The sequence below is a fragment of the Sphingomonas gei genome (assembly GCF_004792685.1).
GTDB classification, from domain to species: domain Bacteria; phylum Pseudomonadota; class Alphaproteobacteria; order Sphingomonadales; family Sphingomonadaceae; genus Sphingomonas; species Sphingomonas gei.
The window spans coordinates 138,061-164,068 of sequence record NZ_SRXT01000004.1 but is presented as its reverse complement, the minus strand read 5'-3'; the positions used below and the strand labels follow the sequence as shown (position 1 = coordinate 164,068).

Annotated in this window: 26 protein-coding genes; 12 read left to right on the top strand and 14 right to left on the bottom strand. The window is 66.3% G+C overall.

Annotation, left to right across the window (positions count from 1 at the left end; all coding sequences use genetic code 11):
* Window positions 1-21: 21 nt before the first annotated feature.
* Both E5A73_RS10545 and E5A73_RS10540 read right to left on the bottom strand, forming a co-directional pair.
* Window positions 22-1,599, bottom strand: coding sequence for a lysine--tRNA ligase (locus tag E5A73_RS10545; protein ID WP_135963796.1), 1,578 nt, complete (start codon window positions 1,597-1,599; stop codon window positions 22-24).
* Between the two features lie 43 nt (window positions 1,600-1,642).
* Window positions 1,643-2,419, bottom strand: coding sequence for a transglutaminase-like domain-containing protein (locus E5A73_RS10540; RefSeq protein ID WP_135963795.1), 777 nt, complete (start codon window positions 2,417-2,419; stop codon window positions 1,643-1,645).
* An 81-nt stretch (window positions 2,420-2,500) separates the two neighbouring features.
* Here E5A73_RS10540 and E5A73_RS10535 point away from each other — a divergent pair, with 81 nt between their 5' ends.
* A complete protein-coding gene (locus E5A73_RS10535; RefSeq protein ID WP_240700129.1) occupies window positions 2,501-5,203 on the top strand; it encodes an ATP-dependent DNA helicase in 2,703 nt (900 codons plus the stop codon).
* Window positions 5,204-5,225: 22 nt separating this feature from the next.
* Window positions 5,226-5,762: a SixA phosphatase family protein gene (locus tag E5A73_RS10530; protein ID WP_135963793.1), complete on the top strand. Its 537-nt coding sequence runs from the start codon at window positions 5,226-5,228 to the stop codon at window positions 5,760-5,762.
* A gap of 13 nt (window positions 5,763-5,775) precedes the next feature.
* Here E5A73_RS10530 and E5A73_RS10525 read toward each other — a convergent pair whose 3' ends face one another.
* From E5A73_RS10525 to rpmF, 5 genes are all read right to left on the bottom strand, one after another.
* Window positions 5,776-6,117, bottom strand: a complete 342-nt coding sequence (locus E5A73_RS10525) for a MerR family transcriptional regulator (RefSeq protein ID WP_135963792.1) — start codon at window positions 6,115-6,117, stop codon at window positions 5,776-5,778.
* 8 nt (window positions 6,118-6,125) lie between these two features.
* Complete coding sequence (locus E5A73_RS10520; protein WP_135963791.1) at window positions 6,126-6,425, bottom strand: integration host factor subunit alpha; 300 nt, start codon at window positions 6,423-6,425, stop codon at window positions 6,126-6,128.
* A 113-nt stretch (window positions 6,426-6,538) separates the two neighbouring features.
* A complete protein-coding gene (locus tag E5A73_RS10515) occupies window positions 6,539-7,510 on the bottom strand; it encodes a beta-ketoacyl-ACP synthase III (RefSeq protein ID WP_135963790.1) in 972 nt (323 codons plus the stop codon).
* On the bottom strand, window positions 7,507-8,538 hold the full coding sequence (plsX, locus tag E5A73_RS10510) for a phosphate acyltransferase PlsX (protein WP_135963789.1): 1,032 nt from the start codon (window positions 8,536-8,538) through the stop codon (window positions 7,507-7,509). Before plsX ends, E5A73_RS10515 begins: the two co-directional genes overlap by 4 nt.
* Before the next feature lie 29 nt (window positions 8,539-8,567).
* Window positions 8,568-8,747 carry a 50S ribosomal protein L32 gene (gene rpmF, locus E5A73_RS10505; protein WP_135963788.1) on the bottom strand — a complete coding sequence of 60 codons (180 nt, stop codon included), beginning with the start codon at window positions 8,745-8,747 and terminating at the stop codon, window positions 8,568-8,570.
* 195 nt (window positions 8,748-8,942) lie between these two features.
* Here rpmF and E5A73_RS10500 point away from each other — a divergent pair, with 195 nt between their 5' ends.
* Entirely contained in the window at window positions 8,943-9,344 is a 402-nt protein-coding gene (locus tag E5A73_RS10500) for an MAPEG family protein (RefSeq protein WP_135963787.1), read from the top strand.
* Here E5A73_RS10500 and E5A73_RS10495 read toward each other — a convergent pair.
* On the bottom strand, window positions 9,328-9,993 hold the full coding sequence (locus E5A73_RS10495; protein WP_135963786.1) for an MBL fold metallo-hydrolase: 666 nt from the start codon (window positions 9,991-9,993) through the stop codon (window positions 9,328-9,330). The genes E5A73_RS10500 and E5A73_RS10495 overlap by 17 nt on opposite strands.
* A gap of 78 nt (window positions 9,994-10,071) precedes the next feature.
* Between E5A73_RS10495 and pabB the strand changes: the two genes are divergently transcribed.
* From pabB to msrA, 3 genes are read left to right on the top strand one after another with little or no spacing between them, the layout of a single operon-like run.
* Window positions 10,072-11,838, top strand: coding sequence for an aminodeoxychorismate synthase component I (pabB, locus tag E5A73_RS10490; RefSeq protein WP_135964217.1), 1,767 nt, complete (start codon window positions 10,072-10,074; stop codon window positions 11,836-11,838).
* 34 nt (window positions 11,839-11,872) lie between these two features.
* The gene (locus E5A73_RS10485; protein ID WP_135963785.1) at window positions 11,873-13,072 is read left to right on the top strand and encodes a pyridoxal phosphate-dependent aminotransferase; all 1,200 of its coding nucleotides are present in this window, start codon (window positions 11,873-11,875) and stop codon (window positions 13,070-13,072) included.
* A gap of 26 nt (window positions 13,073-13,098) precedes the next feature.
* The gene (gene msrA, locus E5A73_RS10480; protein WP_135963784.1) at window positions 13,099-13,755 is read left to right on the top strand and encodes a peptide-methionine (S)-S-oxide reductase MsrA; all 657 of its coding nucleotides are present in this window, start codon (window positions 13,099-13,101) and stop codon (window positions 13,753-13,755) included.
* Window positions 13,756-13,787: 32 nt separating this feature from the next.
* On the opposite strand, the gene E5A73_RS10475 is transcribed toward msrA, so the two are convergent.
* Both E5A73_RS10475 and mgtE read right to left on the bottom strand, forming a co-directional pair.
* A complete protein-coding gene (locus E5A73_RS10475; protein WP_135963783.1) occupies window positions 13,788-14,189 on the bottom strand; it encodes a DUF1489 family protein in 402 nt (133 codons plus the stop codon).
* 37 nt (window positions 14,190-14,226) lie between these two features.
* Window positions 14,227-15,636: a magnesium transporter gene (gene mgtE / locus E5A73_RS10470; protein WP_135963782.1), complete on the bottom strand. Its 1,410-nt coding sequence runs from the start codon at window positions 15,634-15,636 to the stop codon at window positions 14,227-14,229.
* Between the two features lie 111 nt (window positions 15,637-15,747).
* Here mgtE and E5A73_RS10465 point away from each other — a divergent pair, with 111 nt between their 5' ends.
* Entirely contained in the window at window positions 15,748-16,203 is a 456-nt protein-coding gene (locus E5A73_RS10465) for a peptidylprolyl isomerase (protein WP_135963781.1), read from the top strand.
* Window positions 16,204-16,285: 82 nt separating this feature from the next.
* Here the strand turns inward: E5A73_RS10465 and E5A73_RS10460 are convergent, their stop codons facing one another.
* The gene (locus E5A73_RS10460; RefSeq protein ID WP_135963780.1) at window positions 16,286-17,176 is read right to left on the bottom strand and encodes a LysR substrate-binding domain-containing protein; all 891 of its coding nucleotides are present in this window, start codon (window positions 17,174-17,176) and stop codon (window positions 16,286-16,288) included.
* A gap of 293 nt (window positions 17,177-17,469) precedes the next feature.
* Between E5A73_RS10460 and E5A73_RS10455 the strand changes: the two genes are divergently transcribed.
* Entirely contained in the window at window positions 17,470-19,758 is a 2,289-nt protein-coding gene (locus tag E5A73_RS10455) for a CDC48 family AAA ATPase (RefSeq protein WP_135963779.1), read from the top strand.
* Here the strand turns inward: E5A73_RS10455 and E5A73_RS10450 are convergent.
* Complete coding sequence (locus tag E5A73_RS10450; RefSeq protein ID WP_240700128.1) at window positions 19,709-21,019, bottom strand: MFS transporter; 1,311 nt, start codon at window positions 21,017-21,019, stop codon at window positions 19,709-19,711. The two genes, E5A73_RS10455 and E5A73_RS10450, sit on opposite strands and share 50 nt — an antisense overlap.
* Window positions 21,016-21,336 (bottom strand): antibiotic biosynthesis monooxygenase family protein, encoded by a 321-nt coding sequence (locus E5A73_RS10445; RefSeq protein WP_135963777.1) that lies wholly within the window; start codon window positions 21,334-21,336, stop codon window positions 21,016-21,018. Before E5A73_RS10445 ends, E5A73_RS10450 begins: the two co-directional genes overlap by 4 nt.
* Before the next feature lie 240 nt (window positions 21,337-21,576).
* Between E5A73_RS10445 and E5A73_RS10440 the strand changes: the two genes are divergently transcribed.
* Window positions 21,577-22,323 (top strand): sulfite exporter TauE/SafE family protein, encoded by a 747-nt coding sequence (locus E5A73_RS10440; protein WP_135963776.1) that lies wholly within the window; start codon window positions 21,577-21,579, stop codon window positions 22,321-22,323.
* Window positions 22,324-22,327: 4 nt separating this feature from the next.
* Here E5A73_RS10440 and E5A73_RS10435 read toward each other — a convergent pair whose 3' ends face one another.
* Window positions 22,328-23,263, bottom strand: a complete 936-nt coding sequence (locus E5A73_RS10435; RefSeq protein WP_135963775.1) for a ribose-phosphate pyrophosphokinase — start codon at window positions 23,261-23,263, stop codon at window positions 22,328-22,330.
* Between E5A73_RS10435 and E5A73_RS10430 the strand changes: the two genes are divergently transcribed.
* The 3 genes from E5A73_RS10430 to E5A73_RS10420 all read left to right on the top strand — a co-directional run bounded on the left by E5A73_RS10430 (window position 23,244) and on the right by E5A73_RS10420 (window position 25,974).
* Window positions 23,244-23,879 carry a YcxB family protein gene (locus tag E5A73_RS10430; RefSeq protein WP_206366459.1) on the top strand — a complete coding sequence of 212 codons (636 nt, stop codon included), beginning with the start codon at window positions 23,244-23,246 and terminating at the stop codon, window positions 23,877-23,879. The two genes, E5A73_RS10435 and E5A73_RS10430, sit on opposite strands and share 20 nt — an antisense overlap.
* A 9-nt stretch (window positions 23,880-23,888) precedes the next feature.
* Window positions 23,889-25,223, top strand: a complete 1,335-nt coding sequence (gltX, locus tag E5A73_RS10425) for a glutamate--tRNA ligase (protein WP_135963773.1) — start codon at window positions 23,889-23,891, stop codon at window positions 25,221-25,223.
* Window positions 25,224-25,305: 82 nt separating this feature from the next.
* Window positions 25,306-25,974 carry an energy transducer TonB gene (locus E5A73_RS10420; protein WP_135963772.1) on the top strand — a complete coding sequence of 223 codons (669 nt, stop codon included), beginning with the start codon at window positions 25,306-25,308 and terminating at the stop codon, window positions 25,972-25,974.
* The last annotated feature ends 34 nt before the right edge of the window (window positions 25,975-26,008 follow it).

The window sequence follows — 26,008 nt, the reverse complement described above, 5'->3', positions numbered from 1 at the left end:
AAGCTCAGTGCGAACGGTGGGCTATGCCTTGGCCAACGCCTCGGCGATCAGTTTCCGGCTATTCTCGATCCCGTAGAGCGCGATGAAGCTGCCCATCCGCGGCCCCTGCTCGGAGCCGAGCAAGGTTTCGTACAGCGCCTTGAACCAGTCGCGCAGATTGTCGAACCCGCCGGTCTTGCCGATCTCGTAGACCAGATTCTGGATATCCTCGGCCGATGCGTCGGCAGGCAACGCCGCCAACGCGGCATCGAGCCGCTGCAAAGCTGCCACTTCGACACCCTCGGGCGCCCGCTTGTTGAGCGTCGGCGTCACGAAGTCGCGGGCATAAGCCAGCGCATAGCCGATCAGATCGTCGAGCGCCGGATAGCTCTCCGGCGTCGCGTCGGGAACGTAATTGGCGAGATAGCCCCAGACCTGCTCCTTGCTCGCCTCGCCCATCACCCCGACCAGGTTGAGCAGCAGCCCGAAGGTGACCGGCAGAGTCTCGGCCGGCGGCGGTCCGTTGTGGATATGGTGGACCGGATTGCCGAGCCTCTGCTCAATCGGCTGGGCGGCATAATTGGCGCGGAACTGCCAGTAATCGTCCACTGCGCGCGGAATCAGCCCGAGATGGAGCGCCTTCGCCTTTTTGGGCTCGCGATAGATGTAGAAGGCCAGGCTCTCGTCGGGGCCATAGGTCAGCCACTGGTCGAGACTCAGCCCATTGCCCTTCGACTTGGAGATCTTCTCGCCTTTTTCGTCGAGGAACATCTCGTAATTGAAGCCCTCGGGCGGCTTGCCGCCGAGCACGCGGGCGATCTTCGAGCTCTGGATCACCGAATCGATCAGGTCCTTGCCGGCCATTTCGTAGTCGACCCCCAATGCGACCCAGCGCATCGCCCAGTCGACCTTCCACTGGAGCTTGGCCCGGCCGCCGAGGATCGACTGCTCGATCCGCTCGCCTTCGTCCTCGAACGCGATCATGCCGGCGTCGGCGTCGAGCACTTCGATGGGCACCTGAAGGACCACGCCGCTTTTGGGGCTGACCGGCAGCACCGGCGAATAGGTCGCCTGGCGCTCCTTCCGCAGCGTCGGCAGCATCACGTCCATGATGCCCTGATAGTTGCGTAGCACGCCCTTGAGCGCCTCGTCGAAGGTGCCATCGGCATAATAATCGGTCGAAGAGACGAATTCATAGTCGAACCCGAACCGATCGAGAAACTCGCGCAGCAGCGCGTTGTTGTGCGCCGCGAAGCTTTCGTGCGTGCCGAACGGATCGGGGATTCGCGTCAGCGGCTTGCCGAGATGCGCAGTAAGCATCTCCTTGTTCGGAACGTTCTCCGGAACCTTGCGCAGCCCGTCCATGTCGTCGCTGAATGCGATCAACCGGGTCGGGATATCCGACAATGCTTCGAACGCGCGGCGCACCATCGTCGTGCGCAGCACTTCGTTGAAGGTGCCGATATGCGGCAGCCCCGACGGGCCATAGCCGGTCTCGAACAGTACGTGCCCCTTGGCCGGCGCGCCATCGGGATAGCGCTTGAGCAGTTTGCGGGCCTCTTCATAGGGCCAGGCCTTGGAGTCGAGTGCGGCGGCGCGCAGGGTCTGCTTGTCGGTCATATGTCGGTGCGTCTAGCGAACCGCGCGCGCCGGGGCCAGCATCTCAGGCGGCGCGCACGTCGACCGACTGGCTGTTGAGCATTGCGGTGCCATACGCAGTGAGGAACGCCACGTCGGCGGCGTCGCGCCCGATGCCGATCTTCGCCATCGCGCCTTCCTTGGCCATGCCGGTTGGATCGATCAGATGCCATTCGCCGCCGAGGAACACTTCGGCTACTGCGTGGAAATCCTGCGGCTCGACGCCCAGCGCATAGACGCTGGCCATGCGCGCGGGGATGCCGGATGCGCGCACCAGGGTGATCATGACGTGCGCGAAGTCACGGCATACGCCCTGGCGGCGGACGAAGGTTTCGAGCGCGGTGGTGTCGGCGGTGCTGACGCCGGGGATATAGGCGAAGCGCTGCTCGATCCAGTCGCGCATCGCGACGACGCGTGCGCCGCCCTCGGTTCCTCCGAACTCGGCTTCGACGAAGCTCTGGAACTGGTCCGACGGGCAATAACGCGAGGCCATCAGATATTGCACGGTCTCGCCGGGAAGCTGGTGCGGCGGTACCACCTGCAGGTCGCCGCATTCGGTGAGCAGCCGGTTGATCGTGACCGTCGCGCGATAGTCGACGGTTAGCCTGCCTTGCGTCCGCACCCAGATCCGTTCGCCGATACTGTCCTGCGCGGCGATGCGGGCGAAATGCGCGCAATCCGAGATGTTTAGATGCGAATCGTCGATCGCCTGCTCGGGAAGCGCCGCCGCCTCCATCTGCAGCAGGATGTCGGTGGGCTCGGCGAAGCTATAGTCGAGTTGCGACCGGATCGAGAGTTTCATCGCGCGCCAACGTGCGAGCCCGCGATCGTGTCCATGCGATCAAGTGTTTCGCTTTCGTTCCGCGGCAGCTATCACCGCTGCGTGACCGATCTCCCCTATCCCGCGCTTCACGCCAGCCATGGCGGCATCTGGATCGCCACTGCGGACGAGACGCGGGCAGTGAGCCGCGGCGAGGCGATCCGGTTCGCCGCCGATACGCCGCTGATCCTGCTCAACGCGCCGCTGATCGGCCAGCGGCTCGGCCATCCCGAACTCAACGGGCTCGATCTGCTCGAACTGTTCGCCTTCCTGCGCCCGGCAAGCTTCATGGTGCCGACGCCGAAGGGACTTGCGCGCGCCGCCGGGCTGGCGGTGCCCGAGAGCGACGCCGAGGTCGCCGGGTTTCTCCGCCGCGCCGCGGCGGCACTGCTGGCGATCCCGCGGGGCGATTGGCCCGAGCGCGAAGGCGCGTGGAATTCGGTGCAATCCCTGTTCAAACTGCGCTGGCCGTGGGCGCCGGCGCTGAGCCCGGCGATCGCCAAGCCGGGCCAGGCCGAGCGCTGGCTGTTCTCGAAATTGCCCGAATGGGAGGAGCGTGCGCCACGGCCCGCACCGCGGACGATCACCCTCGCCGATGCCGACATCGCCGAGCGGCTGGCGCGTCTCACCGGCGATGGCGCCGAGCGGCGTCAGGGCCAGCGCGATTATGCCGCCGCTGCAGCGGGTGCCTTCGCGCCGCGCGCAGTGCGCGATTCGCCCAATCTGGTGCTCGCCGAGGCAGGCACCGGAATCGGCAAGACGCTTGGCTATCTCGCCCCCGCGTCGCTATGGGCCGAGCGTGCCGAGGGCCCGGTCTGGGTGTCGACCTTCACCAAGGCGCTGCAGCGCCAGCTCGCGCAGGAAGGCGAGCGGCTGTTCGCCGATCCCGAGACGCGCAAGCAGCGGATCGTCACGCGCAAGGGGCGCGAGAACTATCTGTGCCTCCTCAATCTCGAAGACGCGCTGCAGGGCGGATTCGCCGGCCGCGCGGCGATCCTCGCGCAATTGGTCGCGCGCTGGGCGGCGTACAGCGCCGATGGCGACATGATCGGCGGCGACTTGCCGGGCTGGTTGCCTACCTTGTTCCGCCGCAACGGCTCGACCGCGCTGACCGACCGGCGCGGCGAGTGCATCTATGCCGGCTGCCCGCATTACCGCAAATGCTTCATCGAGCGCGCCGCGCGCGCCTCGGCCGAAGCCGATATCGTCATCGCCAATCACGCGCTCGTGATGGTCAACGCGGCGCGGGGCCGCGAATCCGCGACCCGGCCGACGCGCTATGTGTTCGACGAGGGCCATCATCTGTTCGACGCCGCCGACGCGATGTTCTCGGCGGCGCTCACCGGGCAGGAGGCGATCGAGATCCGCCGCTGGATCACCGGCCCCGAATCGGGATCGCGCGGTCGCCGGCGCGGGCTGGCGGCACGGCTTTCCGACGTCGCCAGCTATGACGAGGAAGGCGGCCGGGCGATCGGCGAAGCCGTCGATGCCGCGCGCGCGCTGCCGAGCGACGGCTGGCTCCAGCGCATGGCCGAGGGCGAGCCGTTCGGCCCGGTCGAGGCTTTGCTCGCCGCGGTGCGCGGGCTGGTCTACGCCCGCGACGTCAACGGATCGGGCGATGCCGGTTACGGGCTGGAGACCGAACTCGCCGAGCCCGACGGCGCGCTTGTCGAAGCCGCCGGGCCGGCAGGGGCTGCGCTCGACGCGCTGGTTCGCCCGATGGTGGCGCTGGGGCGGCGGCTCGAAGCGGTGCTCGCCGACGCGCCCGACTGGATGGACGGCCCGGCGCGCGCGCGGATCGAAGGCGCGATCGCCTCGCTCGGCTGGCGTACCGATACCGTCGGCGCGTGGCTGGCGCTGATCGCACGGATCGGCGGGCCCGCCGACCCCGCGTTCGTCGACTGGCTCGCGGTCGATCGAGTCGAGGGGCGCGAATATGATGTCGGGCTCCACCGCCACTGGCTCGACCCCTCGAAACCCTTTGCCAGGACCGTGCTCGAGCCGGCGCACGGCGCGGTGATCACCTCGGCGACACTGCGCGCCGGCGGCGACTGGGACGTCGCCGAGGCGCGCACCGGCGCGTCGCATCTGCTGCGCCCGGCGCAGCGCTTCGAGGCAATCAGCCCGTTCGACTATCCCGGCCAGGCCGAAGTGCTCATCGTCACCGACGTCAAGCGCGGCGACTTGCCCGCGCTCGCCAATGCCTATGCCCGGCTGATCGTCGCCGCGGACGGCGGCACGCTCGGACTGTTCACGGCGATTCGCCGCCTGCGCGCGGTCCATGCCCGAGTCGCCGACCGGCTCGCCCGCGAGGGGCTGCCGCTGCTCGCCCAGCATGTCGACCCGATCGACACCGGCACCCTGGTCGACATCTTCCGCGACGATCCGCGCACCTCGTTGCTCGGCACCGATGCGCTCAGGGACGGAGTCGACGTCCCCGGCCATTCACTGCGGCTGGTGGTGATGGAAGGTGTGCCCTGGCCCAAGCCGAGCGTGCTCCACGCCGCACGCCGGCTCGCCGGTGGCGGCACCGCTTATGATGATCGCATCGTCCGCGCGCGGCTGGCGCAGGCGTTCGGTCGGCTGATTCGCCGTGCCGACGATCGCGGCAGCTTCGTCTTGCTCTCCGCCGCCAGTCCGTCGCGGCTGCTCGATGCCTTCCCGCCGGGCACGCCGGTGGCGCGCGTGTCACTCGACGAAGCAGTGGCGCGGGTTCGGCTTTCCCTCGAGACCCGATTGCGGCATGAGGCGCCCGCGAACGCCTGACCGGCCTGACGGGAATGTAGTGATGAAGACGCTCACGCTGCTGCGCCATGCCAAGTCGGGCTGGGACGATCCCGTCGCGCGCGATTTCGATCGCCCGCTCAATCCCAAGGGCCAGCGCGCCGCGGCGATGGTCGGGCGCCACATCAAGGCGCTGGGGCTTGCCTTCGATCATGTCGTCGCGTCGCCTGCGGTGCGCGTCGTCGAGACGCTCGACCATGTCGGCCGGGGCTATGGCGGCGATCTCGCCCCCGCCTGGGACCAGCGCATCTACCTCGCTTCGCCCGCGACCCTGCTCGACGTGGTTCACGATCTCCCTGCCGGCGCCGAACGGGTGCTGCTGACCGGGCACAATCCCGGGCTCGAGGAACTGGTGTTGCTGCTGGTCCCCGATGGCGGCGCGCTGCGCGAAAAGGCCGAGGTCAAGTTTCCGACCGCTACGCTGGCGGAGATGACCTTCGATGCCGCTGGCTGGAGCGACGTAAAGGCCGGTGGCGGGACGCTCACGCGGTTCGTTCGTCCGCGCGACTTAGATCCGAGCCTGGGGCCGGACGCGAATTAAGGACGAAAGGGACCTAGCGCCCCTCATCCTCTTCGAGTGCCTTTACCAGCGCATCGCGCACGGCACGAAACCCTTCCGCGCTGCTCTTCGGCGCGGATTTGTTCGCCTTCTCTTCGGCGAGCAGCTTCTGCACGCCGCGGATGGTATAGCCCTCGTCCGAGAGCAGATGGTGGATGCGGCGCACCAGGGCGACGTCGTCAGGGCGATAATAACGGCGGTTGCCGGCGCGAGTCAGCGGGCGCAATTGCGGGAACCGCGTCTCCCAATATCTTAATATATGTTGGGGTCGGCCGATTTCCTGCGCAAGTTCGCCTATGGTGCGGAGGGCGCCGGGCGCCTTCTCCGCGGGCGGCATCGCGTCTCTCAGTTGCCTGCCACGATGCGGTCGCGCATCATCTGGCTGGCTCTGAAGGTGAGCACCCGGCGGGGTGCGATCGGCACTTCAACGCCGGTCTTGGGGTTGCGCCCGACGCGCTCTCCCTTGTCGCGCAGAATGAAGCTGCCGAAGCCCGAAATCTTGACGTTTTCGCCTTTCGAAAGCGCCTCGCACATGTGCGTCAGGATCTGTTCGACGAGGCGGGCCGCATCCGCGCGCGACAGACCGACCTCGTGATGCAGCGATTCGGCCAAATCAGCCCTGGTCAGCGTGCCCGCAACCGGCATGTCCGCTAGTCCCCCGATTAATCCATGTTCAGTCTTGATGGTATCAGATTGTCTTCACGCCGCAAACCACAACATTTCGTTACGGTAACGAGTCGTACTCGTTCTGACACATATCAGAAACGTACGACCGCAGCACCCCATGTAAATCCGCCACCCATCGCTTCGAGGACGATGAGATCGCCCTGCTTGATTCGACCGTCGCGGACTGCGGTGTCGAGCGCCAATGGTACCGAAGCCGCCGAAGTGTTGGCGTGCTGGTCGACGGTCACCACCACCTTTCCGGGGGCAAGCCCGAGCTTGCGCGCGGTGGCGTCGAGAATACGGGCATTGGCCTGATGCGGTACCACCCAATCGACATCCGCGGACGAAAGGCCCGCGACTTCGAGCGTCTCCGACATTACTGCGGCAAGGTTGACCACGGCATGGCGGAACACTTCGCGGCCCTTCATCCGGAGCTTGCCGACGGTGCCCGTGGTCGAGGGGCCGCCATCGACATAGAGCAAGTCGTTGTGGCGCCCGTCAGCGTGGAGGCGCGTGGCCAGGATGCCGCGACCGCCCTGCTCGGCGCTCTCCTGCGCTTGGAGCACGACCGCGCCGGCGCCGTCGCCGAACAATACGCACGTCGCGCGGTCTTCCCAGTCGAGGATGCGGCTGAAGGTCTCCGCGCCGATCACCAGCGCGCGGCGATGCGCTCCCGCACGGATCATCGAATCGGCGACCTGGAGCGCGTAGAGAAAGCCCGAGCAAACCGCCGCGACGTCGAAGGCGACGCAGTCGTTGATCCCCAAAGCGGTCTGGACGCGCGTGGCACTTGCCGGAAAGGTCTGGTCCGGGGTCGCGGTCGCCAGCACGATCAAGTCGATGCTGGTCGCCTCGACTCCCGCCGATTCGAGCGCGGCGCGCGCGGCTTCGGTCGCCAGCGTGCTCGTCGTCTCGTCATCTCCGGCGATATGACGGAAGCGGATACCGGTACGCTCGACGATCCATTCGTCGGTGGTGTCGACGCGCTCCGCCAACTCCGCATTCGAGACACGCTTTGCCGGCAGGAACGAGCCGGTACCGATAATCACCGAACGCAATGTCACGCAGCCTTTGCCTCGAAATTGCCGAGATCCTCGGCGATTCGCCGATTGAGGTCGTCGCGCAGCATCTTCGCCGCGAAACCGATGGCGGTGTCTACGCCCACTTCGTTCGCGCTGCCATGGCTCTTCACGACGATGCCGTTGAGCCCGAGGAAGATCGCGCCATTGTGATTGTTGGGATCGAGATGGGTGCGCAGCAACTCGGTGGCGGGGCGCGAGATCAGGAAGCCGATCTTCGAGCGCGTCGAGCTGGAGAAAGCCCGCTTGAGCAGGTCGGCGACGAAGCGCGCAGTGCCCTCGATCGTCTTGAGCGCGATATTGCCGGCAAAGCCGTCGCAGACGATCACGTCGACTTCGCCGCGCGAAAGCTTGTTGCCTTCGATGAAGCCCTTGAAGTCTAGTCGGAGATGCGTCGCGCCGCGCAGCTCGGCGGCGGCCTCGCGGATATTGTCGGTGCCCTTCATTTCCTCGGTGCCGATGTTGAGCAGCGCGACGCGGGGGCTTTCCAGGTCGAGCGCGATCCGCGCATAAGCGGCGCCCATCACCGCGAACTGAACGAGATTGCGTGCGTCGACTTCGGTATTGGCGCCGAGATCGAGCATCACCGTGTCGTTTTCGCCGAGCGTCGGCATCAGCGCGGCGAGCGCGGGGCGATCGATGCCGGGCATCGTCCGCAGCGACAGCTTGGCCATCGCCATCAGCGCGCCGGTATTGCCCGAGGAAACCGCAGCGCCGGCGCGGCCCTTCTTGACCATGTCGATGGCGATTCCCATCGATGTGGTCTTGGCGCGGCGAATCGCCTGGCTCGGCTTTTCATCGGACGCAACGACGCCCGCCGCGTGGACGATCTCCGACGCAGCGGTCAAATTGGGGTGCGTTTCGAGACCGGCACGGATCTGCGCCTCGTCGCCGACGAGGATGAATTCCATGCCCTCGAATCGGCGACGCGCACGCGCAACGCCCGCGAGCATGACTGCGATCCCCTCATCGCCTCCCATCGCATCGACGGCGATTCGCATTGGGGTTGTCATACCGGCAGGCCTTGAGACGTGTGCGTGGCTCAGCCCTCGACGGAGGTGATTTCGCGGCCGTTATAATGGCCGCACGCGACGCACAGATTGTGCGGGCGCTTCAATTCGCCGCAATTCGAGCATTCCTGGAATGCCGCGACGGTGAGCGAATCGTGCGACCGGCGCATGCCACGCCGCGATGGCGAGGTCTTTCTCTTGGGAACGGCCATTGAGGCACCTTTACTTCGAAGAACACGTGAATCAGGTCGCGATACGCCCGCGTAGGTGTCCGGGCAAGCGACGGTTGGAGCCGGCTGCCCGCCGGACCAACGGGGCAGGTCACGAAGCGAGGCCGCGCGTATACCGATTCTTGCCCGACTTGCAAGGGCGTGGCATCTGTCGGCGCGTCCATTGGGGGTGTATCCATGTTTTTCCTGCCCGTCGCGCTCGTCACTGCCGGCGCTTCCGCGCTGCTCAACTTCTGGCTGGGGCTGCGGGTCAGCCGCCTGCGCATTTCGGAGAAGATCCTGGTCGGCGACGGCGGCAACCTCCGGCTGATCGCGCGGATGCGCGCGCAGCTCAATTTCGCCGAATATGCGCCGCTGGTGCTGATCCTGATCGTGCTGGTCGAGTTGGCGCGCGGTACGCAGACCTGGCTGTGGGGGGTCGCCTTCGTCTTCATCATCGGCCGCGTGCTGCACGCGTTCGGGATGGATGGATGGCGGCTCGGGCGGATGATCGGCATCGCTGCGACGATGCTGACGATGCTCGGGCTTGCCGCATACGCGGTCTATCTCGGCTATACCGGGCTCAACCCGCTGCGCTGAGTGCCGAGTCACCGACAAAGGGATTCGTCCGCCGCTCGTGCCCGAAATTGCTCGGCTGGCCGTGGCCGGGGACGAACACCGTGTCGTCGCCCAGCGGCCATAATTTGCCGATGATCGCGTCGATAAGGTCCTGCGTATTGCTCAGCGGAAAGTCGGTCCGGCCGATCGAGCCCTGGAACAATACGTCGCCGACCAGCGCGAGCTTCGACGGCGGGTGGTGGAAGACGACATGGCCGGGGGTGTGGCCTGGACAATGATAGACGTCGAGCACCAGATCGCCGACGGTCACCTGGTCGCCATCGGACAGCCAGCGGTCAGGCGCGAACGGCACGCCGCGCACGCCATATTTGCGGCCGTCCTCGGCGAGCCGGTCGATCCAGAAGCGATCGGCTTGGTGCGGGCCCTCGATCGGCACGCCGAGCTCGGCGGCGAATTCGCCGGCGAGGCCGCAATGGTCGATATGGCCGTGCGTGATCAGGATCTTTTCGATGATCACCTGATGCTGCAGCGCCGCCGCGCGCAGCCGGTCGAGGTCGCCGCCGGGATCGACGAAAGCACCGCGCATCGTGCGCGTGCACCAGATCAGGCTGCAATTCTGCTGGAGCGGCGTGACCGGGACGATCGCCACGCGCATCGGAGGGTTCGACATGCCGCGCAGATAGGCGGCGGCGCCCGGACGGGCAACACGGGCTTGCCGTGAGGGCGCGGCGGCGGCATGCGCGGCGCGATGGCGCTGCCCCCTCCTCCCTTCCTATTGCTCGACGATGCTCGCCCGGGCGGCGCGGTGGCGCGGCTTTATACCGATCCGGTCGAAATCGTCCGCGCCGATCGTCCCGAAGACGTACGGCCCGCCCTCCACATCCTGCGTGCAGCCCGTGCGCGCGGGCTCGAGGCGGCGGGGTTCATCCGGTACGAGGCGACGGCCGGGCTCGAGCCCCGGCTGGCGCATCTGGCAGGGCAGGCGCCCTTGCTGTGGTTCGGGCTGTTCGACGGCTATCGCGAAGTCGAGCCGGCTGCGATCCTTCCCGATCCCGCCGGCGCCTGGGCAGGAGCGCCGCGGCCGCGGATCGCGCGTCGCGATTATGCGGCCGGCTTCGCGCGCGTCGCCGAGCTGATCGCGGCCGGTGACATTTATCAGGCGAACCTCACCTTCCGATCCGACGTCATGACGGCGGGATCGCCCGCGTCGCTCTACGCGCTGATCCGCGGGCGCGCCGCCGCGGGCTATGGCGCTCTCGTCGCCACCGGTGAGGAATGGCTGCTCTCTTTCTCGCCCGAATTGTTCTTTGCGCTCGACGCCGGCAGGCTGACTGCGCGACCGATGAAAGGCACCGCGGTGCGCGATGCGAGCCCGGCACTGGACGCCGCCAACGCCGCCGAGCTGCGTGCCGATCCCAAGCAGCGCGCCGAGAATCTGATGATCGTCGATCTGATGCGCAACGATCTCAGCCGCGTCGCGCGACCCGGCAGCGTCGCGGTGCCGCAGCTATTCCATGTCGAGCATTATCCCACCGTCCACCAGATGGTGTCGGAGATCACCGCCGAGCTCGACCCGGCGTACGACGCAGTCGATGCGCTTGCCGCCTTGTTTCCCTGCGGCTCGATCACCGGCGCGCCCAAGCTGCGCGCGATGGCGATCATCGCCGAGACCGAGGATGCGCCGCGCGGCGTCTATACCGGCGCGATCGGCCGGCTCGATGCCGATGGCGACGCGAGGTTCAACGTCGCGATCCGGACGCTGACGCTCGCCGGGGGCGACTCGACCGCCAGTTTGGGGCTAGGATCGGGCGTGGTCGCCGATTCGAACGCCGAGCAGGAATGGCAGGAATGCGTCGCCAAGGGCGCCTTCGTGACGGCGGGGGAGCGTCCGTTCGACTTGATCGAGACGATGCGCTTCGATCCGCTCGACGGCATCCCCTTGCTCGAACGCCACCTCGCCCGGCTGCGCGAAAGCGCTGCGGTGTTCGGCTTCGCCTTCGATCGCCATGCGGTGCGCAACGAGCTCCAGGCCGCGACCTTCCGGCTGCGCACGGCATCGAAAGTCCGGTTGCTGCTCGGACCTTCGGGCGCGATCTCGATCGGCATCAGCCCGATGCCGAAGGCCCCTGAAACGCCGGTGCAGGTCGCGACCCGGCCGCTCGAAGTCGCGCCGGACGACTTCCGGCTGCGCCACAAGACCAGCCGCCGCGGCTTTTACGATCGCGCCCGTCTGGCTGCGGATGCATGGGAAGTGGTGTTCACCGACCCGGACGGCTTTCTCACCGAAGGCAGCTTCACCAACGTCTTCGTCGAGCGTAACGGCGTGCTGGTCACCCCGCCCCTCGCGCGCGGGCTGCTCCCCGGCGTGCTCCGCGCCGAGCTGATCGCGAGCGGCCGCGCAGTCGAGCGCGACTTGCGCCCCAAGGACCTCGCAAAAGGCTTTCTGCTCGGCAATGCGCTGCGCGGACTGGTATCCGCCGTAACAGTTGCGGAACGCGCGAACGCCAACGTATAGGCGCGCGCATTCCCTCCCGGAAAGGCGCCCATCCATGCAAACGTCCGCCGCGCTCCAGCGCATCCAGCCTTCGGCGACGCTCGCGATGACGAGCCGCGTGTTCGAGCTGAAGCGGCAGGGGATCGACGTCATCGGCCTCGGCGCCGGCGAGCCGGATTTCGACACCCCCGATTTCGTCAAGGAAGCGGCGATCGAGGCGATCCGCGCGGGCAAGACCAAATACACCAATGTCGACGGCACACCCGAATTGAAGCAGGCGATCGTTGCCAAGTTTGCCCGCGACAACGGCCTGACTTATGCCGAGAACCAGATCAGTGTGAATTCGGGCGGCAAGCACACCTTGTTCAACGCTTTCTGCGCGACGATCGACGCCGGCGATGAAGTCATCGTCCCCGCGCCTTATTGGGTGAGCTACCCCGACGTGGTCGAGTTCGCCGGCGGTACGCCGGTGTTCATCGCCGCGGGTGCCGCGCAGAATTACAAGATCAAGCCCGAGCAGCTCGAAGCGGCGATCACCGCCAGGACCAAATGGGTGGTGCTCAACTCGCCGTCCAACCCCACCGGGGCAGCCTATAGCGCCGCCGAGCTCAAGGCACTCGGCGAAGTGCTCGAACGCCACCCGCACGTGCTGATCTACGCCGACGACATGTACGAGCACATCCTCTACGATGGCTTCGAATTCGCCACGATCGCGCAGGTCTGCCCGTCGCTCTACGAGCGCACGCTGACCGCCAATGGCGTATCCAAGGCCTATGCGATGACCGGCTGGCGGATCGGCTATGCCGGCGGTCCCGCCTGGCTGATCAAGGCGATCGGCAAGCTCCAGTCGCAGTCGACCTCGAACCCGTGCAGCATTTCGCAGGCCGCTTCGGTGGCGGCGCTCAACGGCGACCAGAGTTTCCTCAAGGAACGCGTCGCGGCGTTCCAGGGCCGCCGCGATCTCGTCGTGTCGATGCTCAACCAGGTCAACGGGATGACCTGCCCGCGTCCCGAAGGCGCCTTCTACGTCTACCCCGAATTCGCCGCGCTGATCGGCAAGACCACGCCCAAGGGCCAGGTCATCACCACCGACGAGGAAATGATCGCGTATCTGCTCGACGAGGCCAAGGTCGCAGCGGTGCACGGCGCCGCCTTCGGCCTCTCGCCGGCGATGCGGATAAGCTATGCGACGTCCGAGGCTTTGCTGACCGAGGCATGCACGCGAATCCAGACGGCTTGCGCGGCCTTGCGCTGAGGCCTGCGAAGACCGATCTTGCGGCCATGCTGAAATGGGCCCTCCCCGCTGGTCTCGTCGGAACGGCAATGCTGCTGCCCGCGATCGCCGCCCCCGCTGCCGAACGCGCGGTGCCGATCCCCGCGCCGGCGCAGGACGTCACCGGCGGCAAGAGCGAGCAAGTCGCGGTGCTCGCCGGCGGCTGTTTCTGGGGGATGGAGGCGGTCTTCCAGTCGGTGAAGGGCGTCCATTCGGTGACCAACGGCTTTGCCGGCGGCACCAAGGGCTCGGCCAGCTACAGCCAGGTCTCGACCGAGCGCACCGGCCATGCCGAGGCGGTGCGGATCGTCTATGATCCGCGCAAGGTCAGCTACGGGACCTTGCTGCGCGTCTATTTCTCGATTGCGCACGATCCGACCCAGCTCAATCGCCAGGGGCCCGACACCGGCCCCAGCTATCGCTCGGCGATCTTTCCGCAGGACGCCGCCCAGCGCCGCGTCGCGGACGCCTATATCGCGCAGCTCGGCCGCACCAAGGCGTGGCCGCGCCCGATCGTGACGCGGATCGAGAGCGGCACCTTCTATCCGGCCGAAGCCTATCACCAGGACTTTTTCTGGCGGAACCCGACACACCCCTACATCGTGCGCTGGGACAAGCCCAAGGTCGCCGCGTTCAGGAACGCGTTCCCGCAACTGGCGAACTGAACGTGCTCCTGCTTTCGCAGGAGCACGGACCTTTAGATCAATCCCATTGCCGCCAACTCGCCGACCAGAGCCGGCGGGAGTTCGGAGATCCCCGCCCCCGCCTCGCCGAGATCGGTCGGCGCGTCCGCGCCTTCGAGATAGCGCCAGCCCTGATGGGCACGTTTCGGCCGGGCCTGGACGAGCACCAGCTTCGGCTCGAGATAGATCGCCACGCGTCCACCCTCGGCCTCGCCGAAGCCGGTGATCGGCGAACGCCCGATCAATTGGTGCTTGATGATCCAGAACAATGATCCGCCCACGATCTCTTCGTGCCTTTTGGGCAGATAGCGCGTGGTCAGGAACGCAGGCAGATGCGCTGCCTTGAGCGCGAGGCGTTCCTGCAGATAGTCGATCGAGTCGCAGCCATAGGCGACCTTGGTCAGATGTAGCGGCATGACGCTCGATGTGGCGCGTGCGCCCAGGCGTTCAAGGTCAACCGGCGCCGTGAACGCGGAACAGCGTCGCGAGCCCGAGGAACGCGAAGAAGCCCAGCGAGTCGGTCATCAGCGTGACGAACACCGCCGAGGAAATCGCCGGATCGATCCGGAGCCGATCCATCGTCAGCGGGATCAGCACGCCGGCCAGCCCGGCGATCAGATTATTGATCAGGATCGCCAGCCCGAACACGAACGACAGAGTCGGGTTATGGAAGATCACCAGCGTGCCGAGCCCAATCAGCACACCCAGCGAAAGCCCGTTGACCGCCGCGATCCGCACTTCGCGCAGCACCGTGCGGGTCATGTTCGATTCGGTCAGCTGGTTGGTCGCCAGCGCACGCACCACCACGGCCAGCGTCTGGGTGCCGGCATTGCCGCCCATCCCCGATACGATGCCCATCAACGCGGCGAGCAGCGCATAGCCCGCGATCACGCGGTCGAACAGATTGACTACCGACGCCGCTACCATCGCCGTACCCAGATTGACCACCAGCCAGATCAATCGGGTGCGCACCGTGGTCAGCACCGGCTCGTTGATGTCGCCATCACCCGCGCCCGACAGACGCAATATGTCCTCGCCGGCTTCTTCGGAAATGATGTGGACGATATCGTCGACGGTGATCATGCCGACCAGCCGGCCGCTGCTGTCGATCACCGCGGCGGAGATCAGCGCGTATTTCTGGAAGCGTAGCGCGACTTCTTCCTGGTCCATGTCGGCCGGGATCAAGGTCTGCTCGCGCTTCATCACGTCGCTGATCAGGACGGCACGGGGGGTGCGCAGGATCCACGAGAGCGCACAGGTGCCGACCGGATGGTGCGCCGGATCAACGACGAAGATTTCCCAGAAATCGGTCGCCAATTCCTCGTGGCCGCGCAGATAATCGAGCACGTCGCCGACGGTCCAATGCTCGGGCACCGCGATCAGCTCGCGCTGCATCAGCCGGCCGGCGGTCTCCTCTGGATAAGAGAGCGCTTCCTCGATCGCGGCACGGTCATCGGGGTCGAGCGCGCGGAGCACTTCGCGCTGGTCCTCGAGATCCATGTCCTCGATGATCGCGACGGCGTCGTCGGTATCGAGCTCGGCGGCGATGTCGGCGACCTGTGTCGCGGTGAGCGCGTCGACCAGTGCCTCACGCACCCAGTCGTTCATCTCGGCGAGCACGTCGCCATCGATCAGGTCCGATATCGCCGCGACAAGAAGCGGGCGAAGGTCGGCGGGGGTCAGTTCGACTAGATCGGCGATGTCGGCGGGATGGAGCGGCGCGACCCGCATCCGTGCAGTCTCGGCGTCGCCCGCCGCAACTGCCTCGAGCACGGCGCTGACGAACTCGGGCTTGAGCCGGTCGTCTTCGTCGAGCTCGCTCTCCGGCGGCTTCGACTCGGGATGAAGTTCGGTCTCGCTCATGTCCGACCTCCCTGTTGTGCCCCGGCTCGGGCCGCTAGTGCCAATGCCGAGAGCGTGTTGCAAGTCACTCGCGACCTGCTAGGGCCGCGGGCAACATTTAGGGAGTAGCCCATGTCCGAACCCAGCACGCTCGTCCTGACCCTCGACACCGGCGAAGTCCGGATCAAATTGCGCCCCGATCTGGCGCCCAAGCATGTCGAGCGCATCGTCAAGCTTGCCGATGACGGCTTTTACGACGGCGTGATCTTCCACCGCGTGATCGACGGCTTCATGGCGCAGGGTGGCGATCCCTCCGGCACCGGCATGGGCGGCTCGAAGGAGCCCAATCTCGCGCAGGAATTCAGCAGCGAGCCGCATGTCCGCGGCGTCTGCTCGATGGCGCGGACCAACGATCCGAACACCGCCAATTCGCAATTCTTCATCTGCCTCGACGATGCGAGCTTCCTCGATCGCCAATATACGGTGTGGGGCGAAGTGGTCGAAGGCATGGACCATGTCGACGCGCTCCCCAAGGGCGAGCCGCCGCGCAATCCCGGCAAGATCGTCAAGGCGCGGACTGAGGCGTAATCCGTCGCCCCGGCGCAAGCCGGGGTTTCCTGCCGCACCGGGACCGCCTGAGATCCCGGGTTTAGCCGGGACGACTAAGGAGTCAGGCCTTGTCCGCCCCCATCGCCTCGATCAGCCAGTCATGGAAGATCTTCACCGGGCGCTGGCTCAGCGCGCGAGGGCGGCAGACGAACCAATAGCTGTAATGGCTCTCGACTGTCAGGTCGAAGAGCTGGACGAGTCGCTGGTCGCGTGCCGCCTCGAAATGCGATTCGAGCATGAACGCGACGCCGAGCCCCTGTGCCGCCGCCTCGAGCATCAGATTGCCCGAATCGAAATGATCGATCGCCAGCGGCTCGAGATCGGGGAAGCCCGCGGCGGCGCGCCACGCAGTGAAGGTCTCGGGCATGTCGCGGTGGACCAGGGCCGTGAGCTTGGCGAGCTGTTCGGGGCGGGTGATCGGATCGGGCCCCTCGACCAGCGCGCGTGCACCGATCACATGCACGCGATTGCGATCGAGCCGCTTCGAATAGAAGCCAGGATCGATATCGCGGGCGATCACGATAGCGGCGTCGAGCCCGTCGCCGAGCCGCGTCACGCCATAGCCCGCGGTGTCTACGTCGAGATGCAGTTCGGGATGGCGGCGCTTGAGTTCGGGGAGGCGCGGCAGCAATTGCTGCGTCGCGTAGAGCGGCAGCACGCCGAGGCGCAGCCGGAGCAACTCGCTGCCGCTGGTCATCGCCTCTACCGCGTCGGTCATCGCGTCGAGTGCCGGCGCGATCATGCCGAGCAGGCGATCTCCTTCGGCATTGAGCCGGAGCGCCTGATGCCGACGCTCGAACAAGGGCTTGCCGATGAAGCGCTCGAGCGCCTGGACGCGCCGGCTGAGCGCCGGCGACGATAAAGCGAGCTCTTCGGCCGCGGCCTTGATCGAACCGAGCCGAGCCACCTGAACGAACGCCTCGATCGCAGTGAGGGGGGGTAACCTGCGCATTTCTGATCTTGTGCAGTGCGTCACGCGCTTTGTCGAGCGCTCTCAAGCGCATCAACGTGGCCGCGCCTCCGCTGGTCTGACTATATCGAGCAAAACCAGTTGCAATCTATGCAATCGCCCAAGGATTATTTCGCACTTGCACAAAAATTCGCTGCACGGCAGAAAGAGCAGGCCTTTCAGGCATCCTCTCCTAAAACTTTCCAAGGCGGGCTTCGGCCCGCCATTTTTTTGCCCCCCTCGCGGCACGCAATCCGGCTTCCTATGTTCCGCCTTCACTCCTGAAGGAAAGCATAGTGGCGGACGACGAAAGCAGAGGGCGCAAGCTCCAGGTTGCGAACAGCCGGCCCGAAGACAGCGGCCGCGGCCTCGCGCATATCCCGCGCACGCTGATGGCGGCGATCGGTATCACCGAAGGCGACGTGATCGAGATCGTTGGCAAGCGCGCCACCCCTGCGCGTGCCGTGCTGCCCTACACCGAGGATGAGGGCCTCGAGCTGCTCCGCATCGATGGCCTCCAGCGTGCCAATGCCGGCGTCGGCTCGGGCGATTTCGTCGAAGTGCGCAAGGCGGCGTCCAAGCCTGCGACTCGCGTAGTGTTCGCACCCGCACAAGCCAATTTGCGGCTCCAGGGCTCGGCACAGGCGCTCCAGCGCACCTTTTATGGTCGCCCGCTGGCGCAGGGCGACATCGTCGCGACCGCCGGGCATCACCGCGTCGTCGATCCCAATGTCCAGCGCTGGGTAAATGCCCCGGCCTATGCGCTGCAGGAAATCCGCCTCGCCGTGGTCTCGGCCACGCCCAAGGGCATCGTCCATATCGACGAGAATACCGAAGTCGAACTGCGCCCCGAATATGAGGAAGCCTCGGAAAGCCGGCGCGCCGACGTCACCTATGACGATATCGGCGGGATGGCCGGAACGATCGACCAACTCCGCGAGATGGTCGAGCTTCCGCTGCGCTACCCCGAACTGTTCCAGCGCCTCGGCGTCGATCCGCCCAAGGGGGTGCTGCTCCATGGGCCGCCCGGAACCGGCAAGACCCGGCTTGCCCGCGCGGTGGCGAACGAGAGCGACGCCAATTTCCACTTGATCAACGGCCCCGAGATCATGGGCTCGGCTTATGGCGAATCAGAGAGCCGCCTGCGCCAGGTATTCGAGGAAGCCGCCAAGTCGGCGCCGTCGATCGTGTTCATCGACGAGATCGATTCGATTGCGCCCAAGCGTGGCCAGGTGTCGGGCGAGGCCGAAAAGCGCCTCGTCGCGCAATTGCTGACCCTGATGGACGGGCTCGAGGCACGCGCCAACATTGTCGTGATCGCGGCGACCAACCGCCCCGAGGCGATCGACGAGGCGCTGCGGCGTCCGGGGCGGTTCGATCGGGAGATTGTCGTCGGCGTTCCCGATGAACGAGGGCGGCGCGAAGTGCTCGGCATCCATACGCGCGGCATGCCGCTTGCCGATGATGTCGATTTGGCCGAGCTCGCGCGTACCACTTATGGGTTCGTCGGCGCCGATCTCGCCGCGCTGACCCGCGAGGCGGCGATCGAATCGGTGCGCCGGATCATGCCGCGGCTCAATCTCGAGGACGGCAGCATACCCGCCGAAGTGCTCGACACTTTGTCGGTCACCCGCGACGATTTCGTCGAGGCGATCAAGCGCGTCCAGCCCTCGGCGATGCGCGAAGTGATGGTGCAGGCGCCGCAGGTCCGCTGGGAAGATGTCGGCGGGCTCGACGACGCGCAGATGCGCCTGAAGGAAGGTGTCGAGCTTCCGCTCAAGGATCCCGACGCGTTCCGCCGGCTCGGCATCCGCCCGGCCAAGGGCTTCCTGCTTTACGGCCCGCCTGGGACCGGCAAAACGCTGCTCGCCAAGGCAGTCGCCCGCGAGGCGGAGGCGAATTTCATCGCCACCAAGTCGAGCGACCTGCTGAGCAAATGGTATGGCGAGAGCGAGCAGCAGATCGCCCGGCTGTTCGCCCGCGCCCGCCAAGTCGCGCCGTGCGTGATCTTCATCGACGAGCTCGACTCGCTGGTCCCGTCGCGTGGCGGCGGGATGGGCGAGCCGCAGGTGACCGAGCGCGTGGTCAATACCATCCTCTCGGAGATGGACGGGCTCGAGGAGCTCCAGTCGGTGGTGGTGATCGGCGCGACCAATCGGCCCAACCTCATCGATCCGGCTTTGTTGCGGCCGGGGCGGTTCGACGAGCTAATCTATGTCGGCGTGCCCGACAAGGCCGGCCGCGAGCGGATCCTGCGCATCCAGACCGAAAAGATGCCGCTGGCGAACGACGTCGATCTCGGCGCGATCGCCGATCAGACACTGCGTTATACCGGCGCCGATCTCGAGGATGTCGTCCGGCGTGCCGGCCTCGTCGCATTGCGCCAATCGCTCCAGTCGCGCGAAGTGACCATGGCGCATTTCAAGGAGGCGCTCGCCGATTCGCGCGCGACGGTCACGCCCGAGATGGAAGACGAGTATAAGGCGATGTCCGGGCGCCTCAAGCAACAGGCGTCGTCGATCCAGCCGCTCGGCTTCATTGCGCCGGGGATGCTCCAGGGTCGGGGTCCGAAGGGCGCAGACTGAACCACGCATAGGCCAGCAGGCACGCAAGCGCGGCGGCCGCTGTCAGATAGGGCAGCGGCCGCCAGACTTCGTAAAGTCCGACTCCGATCGATGGCCCGAGCACGAACGAGGCGCCGTTGATGGAAGTGACCTTGCCTGCCACCGAGCCCTGCGCCTCGGGCCCCACGGCGAGCGACGCGCCCGCAGTAAATCCAGGCCGCGCCAGTCCGATGCCAAGCGAGGTCAGCGCATAGCCGAGCGCAATGCCGTACAGCGAGGTCGCGCTCCCTACTGCCACACAGCCCAGCATGCCGAGCATGGCCCCGCCCAGGATCAGCGCACGCGGTTTGAGATCGAGCAGCGGGATCAGTCCCCATTGCGCCAGCAGCGACGACACCGCCCCCATCATCAGCACCAGCCCGGTAGGGTGCAGCGCGTCGGTCGGCCCCAGCATGAGCCGGTCGATGATCAGGAAGCCGATCGCCTGGCCGGTCATCGCCTGGGCGTGGCCGACGACGAGCCCGCTGACGATCCACGCGCGCACCCGCGGATCGAAATAGCCGACCTTCTCGCCCGAGAGCGCAGTCGCCGCGGTCACCGTCGCGCCGGTGCCTTGTCCGCCGATCGATGGATAGCTCGCGGCGGCGCCGTGCTCGATCCCTTCGTCCTTCGGCAGCAGCCTGATCACTGCCACCCAGATCACCGCGCCGATCGCTGCAGCCACGAAAGCGGGACCCGCCAGCCCGATCGCGGGGCCGCCGCGCCACAGGCTGCCGAGCACGAGATAGGGGGCGAATGCCGGCCCCAGGATCGTTCCCAGCCCGAAGGCCGAGGCGAGCAGCGTCAGCGCCTTGGTCCGCTCGTGGGGCGTGGTGCGTCCGGCAACGATCGCCTGCACCGCCGGCGGTGCCGCCGATCCAAAGGTGCCGTAGATGACGCGCGCGGCGATAAAGGCGATGAAGGTGGCGAGCGGGCCGAGCACGCCGTTGATCCCCAGCATGAGGAAGGCCCCGCACAAAGCCAGCGAAACCGTGAATCCGGCGACGCCGAGCAACACCATCGCGCGCCGCCCGTGCCGGTCCGAGCGATTGGCCCAGAACGGTGCGGCGATCACCCACAGCAGCGCCGAGACCGAGAACACCGCGGCGACGGCGCTGTCGGCGGCACCCAGCGACCGGCCGAGCGCGGGCAGCACTGATTGCAGCGCCGTATTGCCGGCCGCGATCGCCAGCATCACCGCGAAGAGCAACGCGAAGGTGCGGTCAAAGCCGCGACGTTTCATTCGCGGGTCCACGAATAGCTGCGGGCAATGTCGGCGACATGCAGCCGGTACCATTTGTACCAGCGTCCACGTCCGGCCTCGCGAGTCGCGGAATGTTCCGGATGCGTGCGCCACGCGACTGCGCTGGCGTCGTCGGCCCAATAGCTGAGGGTGATGCCGAGGCCGTCCGCCGAGACGTTGTCGACGCCGCGATAGCCGGGCTGCTGTGCGGCGAGCCGGTCCATCGCATCGGCGGCGGCGGCATAGCCTTCGGCGTCGTCGCCGGTGCGCTCGGAGATGAACATCACTGCAATCTGCCCGCTGCGATCCTCTGCCATGCCCGCCTCCCCGCGCTTCCGGTGCGATACGCAGTTTGACGCCCGCCGTCACCCGCCTGCGACCTGTTCCCCGGCGAAGGCCGGGGGCCAGTTACGATGATGTCGAGAGGACAGTCTCATTTCATTTGCTTCGCCGAGCCCAGGGCCGCTTTTCGCCGGGAAACGGATCTACGGAAGATGGATAAAAAGAGCGGAGCGCGCGCCTTTCCCGCTCCCTGATTTCGCCCTACTCGCCCCGCCATGCTCACCGATTGGCATTTCTATGCGCTCGCCATCCCCGCAGTGATCCTGCTCGGTCTCGCCAAAGGCGGCTTTGCCGGGATGGGCGCATTGTCGCTGCCGATGCTCACCTTCGCCGTGGATCCTGTGCGCGCTGCTGCGATCCTGCTGCCGATCCTGATCGCGCAGGACGTGGTCGGCGTCTGGGCGTTCCGCCGGACCGTCGACTGGCGGCTGCTCGGCTGGATGATGCCCGGCGCCATGCTCGGCATCTGGCTCGGTTATGCGTTCGCCGCCAGTGTGTCTCCGGTTGGCGTCATGGCGGCGGTCGGTGCGATCTCGACACTTTTCGGCGGGTTTCGCCTGTGGGCGGCGCGCCACACCCCGCGCGAGGCGCTGCGGTGGCCCGAATGGATCGGATCCTTGTTCGGCCTGGCCTCGGGCTTCACCAGCCAGATCGCGCATGCGGGACAGCCGCCGTTCCAGCTTTGGGTGCTGCCGCGCAAGCTCGAGCGCGACGTGCTGATCGGCACCACTGCGGTGTTCTTCGCAGCGCTCAACTGGATCAAGGTGCCGGCCTATGCGGCGCTGGGACAGTTCACGCGGTCGAACCTGCTCACGGCGGCGGCGCTGCTGCCGCTGGCGCTGGCGTCCACCGTCGCCGGCGTCTGGCTGGTCCGCCGGATCGCGCCCGAGCGCTTCTACACGGCGATCTACGTGCTGATGATCCTGGTAGGCGCGGCGCTGATTTGCGAGGCGACCATCTGATCGGTCAGTCGAACAGCGACGATACCGAGCTCTCGTCGGCGATCCGCTTGATCGCCTCGGCGAGCAGCGGCGCGATGGTCAGATGCCGCGTCTTGGCGCTTTCGGCGATCACTGCATGGTTGCCGATCGAATCGGTGATCACCAGCTCGCTCAGGGCCGAAGCGTCTACGCGTGCTACCGCACCACCCGACAGCACGCCGTGGGTGCAATAGGCGACGACATCCTCGGCGCCGGCCGCCTTCAGCGCCGCGGCCGCGTTGCACAGAGTGCCCGCCGAATCGACGATATCGTCGATCAGGATGCAGAAACGCCCTTCGACATGGCCGATGATGTTCATCACTTCGGATTCGCCCGCGCGCTCGCGGCGCTTGTCGACGATCGCCAGCGGGGCATTGTCGAGCCTTTTGGCGAGCGCCCGGGCGCGGACCACGCCGCCAACGTCGGGCGAGACGACCATCCATTGCTTGCCCGAGAAGCGCGTCTGGATGTCCGACGACATCACCGGCGCGGCGAACAGATTGTCGGTCGGGATGTCGAAAAAGCCCTGGATCTGCCCGGCATGGAGATCGGCCGAAAGCACGCGATTGGCGCCCGCGGTGGTGATCAGATTGGCGACGAGCTTGGCCGAGATCGGGGTGCGCGGGCCGGGTTTGCGATCCTGGCGCGCATAGCCGAAATAAGGCAGCACCGCGGTGATTCGCTTGGCCGATGCGCGGCGCAGCGCATCGATCATGATCAGCAATTCCATTAGATTGTCGTTCGCCGGATAGCTGGTCGACTGGAGCACGAAGACGTCCTCGCCGCGGACATTCTCAAGAATCTCGACGAAGATCTCCTCGTCGGCGAAGCGGCGGACATTGGCCCGGGTCAGCGGCATCTCGAGATAGCCCGCGATCGCGCTGGCAAGCGGCAGATTCGAATTGCCGGCCATCAATTTCATCGAACGTCTCCGCGCTGCCCCGTTGCCGCTTCCTTTGTCAGCCGATACGCAGTGGGGCAAGCTGGGGATACGAGTTATGCACCGCGAAGTGACGTTCACCCCGACGCTTGAGGATCATGTGGCCGGGCAAAGGCTATGGTTGACCAATTACGTACGCAAACGCTGGATGAGGCTATTTCTCCTCCTTCTCGCATTCGTGGAATTAGCGACGCTTGTCCGCATTGCGTACGATCTTGCCGGTGGAATTCCACTTTCGGCCAGTCTCTTGGACCAGGCGGTTCCATTGATTTGTCCGCTTGTGATTCTGGGAGTCATGTTCTGGAATTGGCGCAGCATTCCCGGAAAGGTCCGCAGAATGGCGGAGCAACAGCCTTCGCTGCTTTCCGAAACCGAATGGCGCTGGAACGACGAGGAACTGATCGCGCGATCAGCGGCAGGTACCAGCCGGATCGAATGGGGTTCGTTGTACCGGTGGCTATCGAACGAGGAGACCATAGCAGTCATACCGCAGGAGCGGCTGCTGCTGATGCTCCCACGCCGCGCATTGAGTGCTGAACAAGCGATCGACCTGATCTCCACGTTGGACCGGTTTGCGGTGCGCGCGCATCGCTCCTAATGCCCTTGTATGACGGTAACCGCCCGCTTCGCCCCCAGTCCGACCGGCACGCTGCATGTTGGCAATCTGCGTACCGCGCTGCATAATTGGATGTTCGCCCGTGCCAATGGCGGGCGCTTCCTGCTGCGCATCGACGATACCGATCGCGCGCGCTCGGAGGAGCGCCATGTCGATTCGATCCGCGCCGATCTCGCCTGGCTGGGGCTCGTGCCCGATGGCGAAGAGCGCCAGTCCTCGCGCTTCGATCGCTATGAGGCGCGCTTCGCCGAACTGGTCGCCGCGGGCCGCGTCTACCCGGCTTATGAGACCGCGCAGGAACTCGAGCTCAAACGGAAAGTGCTGCTCGGGCGGGGGCTGCCGCCGGTCTATGATCGCGCCGCGCTGGCGCTGAGCGATGCCGAGCGTGCCGCATTCGAAGCCGAGGGCCGCGCGCCGCATTGGCGTTTCCGGCTCGATCATGACGCGGGAATCGAATGGGACGATCTGGTCCGCGGCCATCAGCGCTTCGATCCGAAGACGATGAGCGACCCGGTGGTCCGCCGCGCCGACGGATCGTGGCTCTATCTCTTTCCGTCGGTGGTCGACGATGTCGACATGGCAATCACGCATGTCGTGCGCGGCGAGGACCATGTCTCGAACACCGCCACTCAGCTCCAGATGTTCGACGCGCTGGGGAGCGGCTCGCCGGCCTTCGCGCACGAGGCGCTGCTCACCGGCAGCGAGGGGAAATTGTCCAAGCGGCTTGGTTCGCTCGGCGTCGATCATTTCCGCGATGCCGGCATCGAACCGCAGGCATTGGTCGCCTTGCTTGCCCGGATCGGCACCAGCGATCCCGTAGAGCCGCACGTCGATCCCGCGCTGCTGATCGCCGGGTTCGACTTCGCGCGCTTCGGCCGGGCGCCGGCGCGCTTCGATGAGGTCGAGCTCGCCCAGCTCAACACGCGCATCGTCCACCAGCTCGGTTTCGACGCCGTCGCTGCACGCTTGCCCGACGGCATGACGCCAGAGGGCTGGGACGCGATTCGCCCGAATCTCTCGACGATCAGCGAGGCGGCAGATTGGTGGCATGTCGTCGAAGGCCCGGTGGACGCTGCCGATATGTCCGACGAGGACCGCGCCTATCTCGGGCAGGCGGCAGAGGCAGCCGCCGCGATCGACTGGTCGGGCGACCCCTGGCATGCGCTCACCGGCGCGCTCAAGGAAGCGACGGGCCGCAAGGGCAAGGCGCTGTTCCTGCCGCTGCGACTCGCGCTGACCGGCCGCGCGCATGGTCCCGATATGGCGGCGTTGCTGCCGCTGATCGGCAAGGATCGTGCGCTGGCACGGCTCGCCGCGGTTGGATAGGCAGACTATTTACCTCTTACATGATACGTTGTATCATCACTGAAACCGGCGACAGACCGGTCAACGGATGGAGAGCAACGTCATGTATGCAGAACATCGCTATGCGCCGCCCAAATCCCGCGCCGTCAGCCTAGGAGGCGCCTTCCTGATCAACGGGGCGTTGATCGCCGGGCTGATCTATTCGGCGCCGAACATCGTTCCCACACTCAAACGGCCAGACATAAAGCTCATCGACATCTTCGATCCGCCTGTGCCGCCGCCGGATCAGCCCAAGCCGCAGCCCAAGACCGACGATCACGTCGCCCAAAACCCCACGCCGACTGCGCCCGATCCTTACATCAGGACCGAGTCGGAAAACCCGACCAGGACGACGCCGGAAATCGGGGATCCGCCCTTGCCGCCCCTGCCCAAGGTCGCCGAGGGGCCGATTTCAGTCTCCGAACCGCCTCCGCCGCTGCCGCCGTTGATGCGTGCCGAGCAGGACCGGCGCTACCTCAAGGACTTCCAGCCCGCTTATCCCGCGGCCGAGCTGCGCGCCCAGCGCGACGGCCTCGTCCAGATCCGGGTGCTGATCGGAGTCGACGGTCGGGTGAAGGCGGCGGAGCCGGTCAGCGCGACCAGCGACGCGTTCTTCGAGGCGACGCGGCGCCAAGCGCTGTCCAAATGGCGCTTCAAGCCGGCGACTCGCGGTGGCATTCCGGAGGAAAGCTGGAAGCAATTGAGCGTCCGGTTCCTGATCAAGGACCAGTGACGTCCAGCCTTGCCGGCCGCAATGACGGCCGGCC

What these genes read in the sequence shown, in the direction of transcription:
- E5A73_RS10435 (WP_135963775.1), bottom strand. Translation starts at nt 23,263, where the DNA reads ATGAAATTGATGGCCGGCAATTCGAATCTGCCGCTTGCCAGCGCGATC.
- E5A73_RS10525 (WP_135963792.1), bottom strand. Translation starts at nt 6,117, where the DNA reads ATGCCGCCCGCGGAGAAGGCGCCCGGCGCCCTCCGCACCATAGGCGAA.
- E5A73_RS10520 (WP_135963791.1), bottom strand. Translation starts at nt 6,425, where the DNA reads ATGCCGGTTGCGGGCACGCTGACCAGGGCTGATTTGGCCGAATCGCTG.
- E5A73_RS10450 (WP_240700128.1), bottom strand. Translation starts at nt 21,019, where the DNA reads ATGAAACGTCGCGGCTTTGACCGCACCTTCGCGTTGCTCTTCGCGGTG.
- E5A73_RS10485 (WP_135963785.1), top strand. Translation starts at nt 11,873, where the DNA reads ATGCAAACGTCCGCCGCGCTCCAGCGCATCCAGCCTTCGGCGACGCTC.
- E5A73_RS10445 (WP_135963777.1), bottom strand. Translation starts at nt 21,336, where the DNA reads ATGGCAGAGGATCGCAGCGGGCAGATTGCAGTGATGTTCATCTCCGAG.
- E5A73_RS10460 (WP_135963780.1), bottom strand. Translation starts at nt 17,176, where the DNA reads ATGCGCAGGTTACCCCCCCTCACTGCGATCGAGGCGTTCGTTCAGGTG.
- plsX (WP_135963789.1), bottom strand. Translation starts at nt 8,538, where the DNA reads ATGACAACCCCAATGCGAATCGCCGTCGATGCGATGGGAGGCGATGAG.
- E5A73_RS10465 (WP_135963781.1), top strand. Translation starts at nt 15,748, where the DNA reads ATGTCCGAACCCAGCACGCTCGTCCTGACCCTCGACACCGGCGAAGTC.
- E5A73_RS10475 (WP_135963783.1), bottom strand. Translation starts at nt 14,189, where the DNA reads ATGCCGCTACATCTGACCAAGGTCGCCTATGGCTGCGACTCGATCGAC.
- msrA (WP_135963784.1), top strand. Translation starts at nt 13,099, where the DNA reads ATGCTGAAATGGGCCCTCCCCGCTGGTCTCGTCGGAACGGCAATGCTG.
- E5A73_RS10500 (WP_135963787.1), top strand. Translation starts at nt 8,943, where the DNA reads ATGTTTTTCCTGCCCGTCGCGCTCGTCACTGCCGGCGCTTCCGCGCTG.
- E5A73_RS10440 (WP_135963776.1), top strand. Translation starts at nt 21,577, where the DNA reads ATGCTCACCGATTGGCATTTCTATGCGCTCGCCATCCCCGCAGTGATC.
- E5A73_RS10420 (WP_135963772.1), top strand. Translation starts at nt 25,306, where the DNA reads ATGTATGCAGAACATCGCTATGCGCCGCCCAAATCCCGCGCCGTCAGC.
- E5A73_RS10545 (WP_135963796.1), bottom strand. Translation starts at nt 1,599, where the DNA reads ATGACCGACAAGCAGACCCTGCGCGCCGCCGCACTCGACTCCAAGGCC.
- pabB (WP_135964217.1), top strand. Translation starts at nt 10,072, where the DNA reads ATGGCGCTGCCCCCTCCTCCCTTCCTATTGCTCGACGATGCTCGCCCG.
- rpmF (WP_135963788.1), bottom strand. Translation starts at nt 8,747, where the DNA reads ATGGCCGTTCCCAAGAGAAAGACCTCGCCATCGCGGCGTGGCATGCGC.
- mgtE (WP_135963782.1), bottom strand. Translation starts at nt 15,636, where the DNA reads ATGAGCGAGACCGAACTTCATCCCGAGTCGAAGCCGCCGGAGAGCGAG.
- E5A73_RS10530 (WP_135963793.1), top strand. Translation starts at nt 5,226, where the DNA reads ATGAAGACGCTCACGCTGCTGCGCCATGCCAAGTCGGGCTGGGACGAT.
- E5A73_RS10495 (WP_135963786.1), bottom strand. Translation starts at nt 9,993, where the DNA reads ATGTCGAACCCTCCGATGCGCGTGGCGATCGTCCCGGTCACGCCGCTC.
- gltX (WP_135963773.1), top strand. Translation starts at nt 23,889, where the DNA reads ATGACGGTAACCGCCCGCTTCGCCCCCAGTCCGACCGGCACGCTGCAT.
- E5A73_RS10540 (WP_135963795.1), bottom strand. Translation starts at nt 2,419, where the DNA reads ATGAAACTCTCGATCCGGTCGCAACTCGACTATAGCTTCGCCGAGCCC.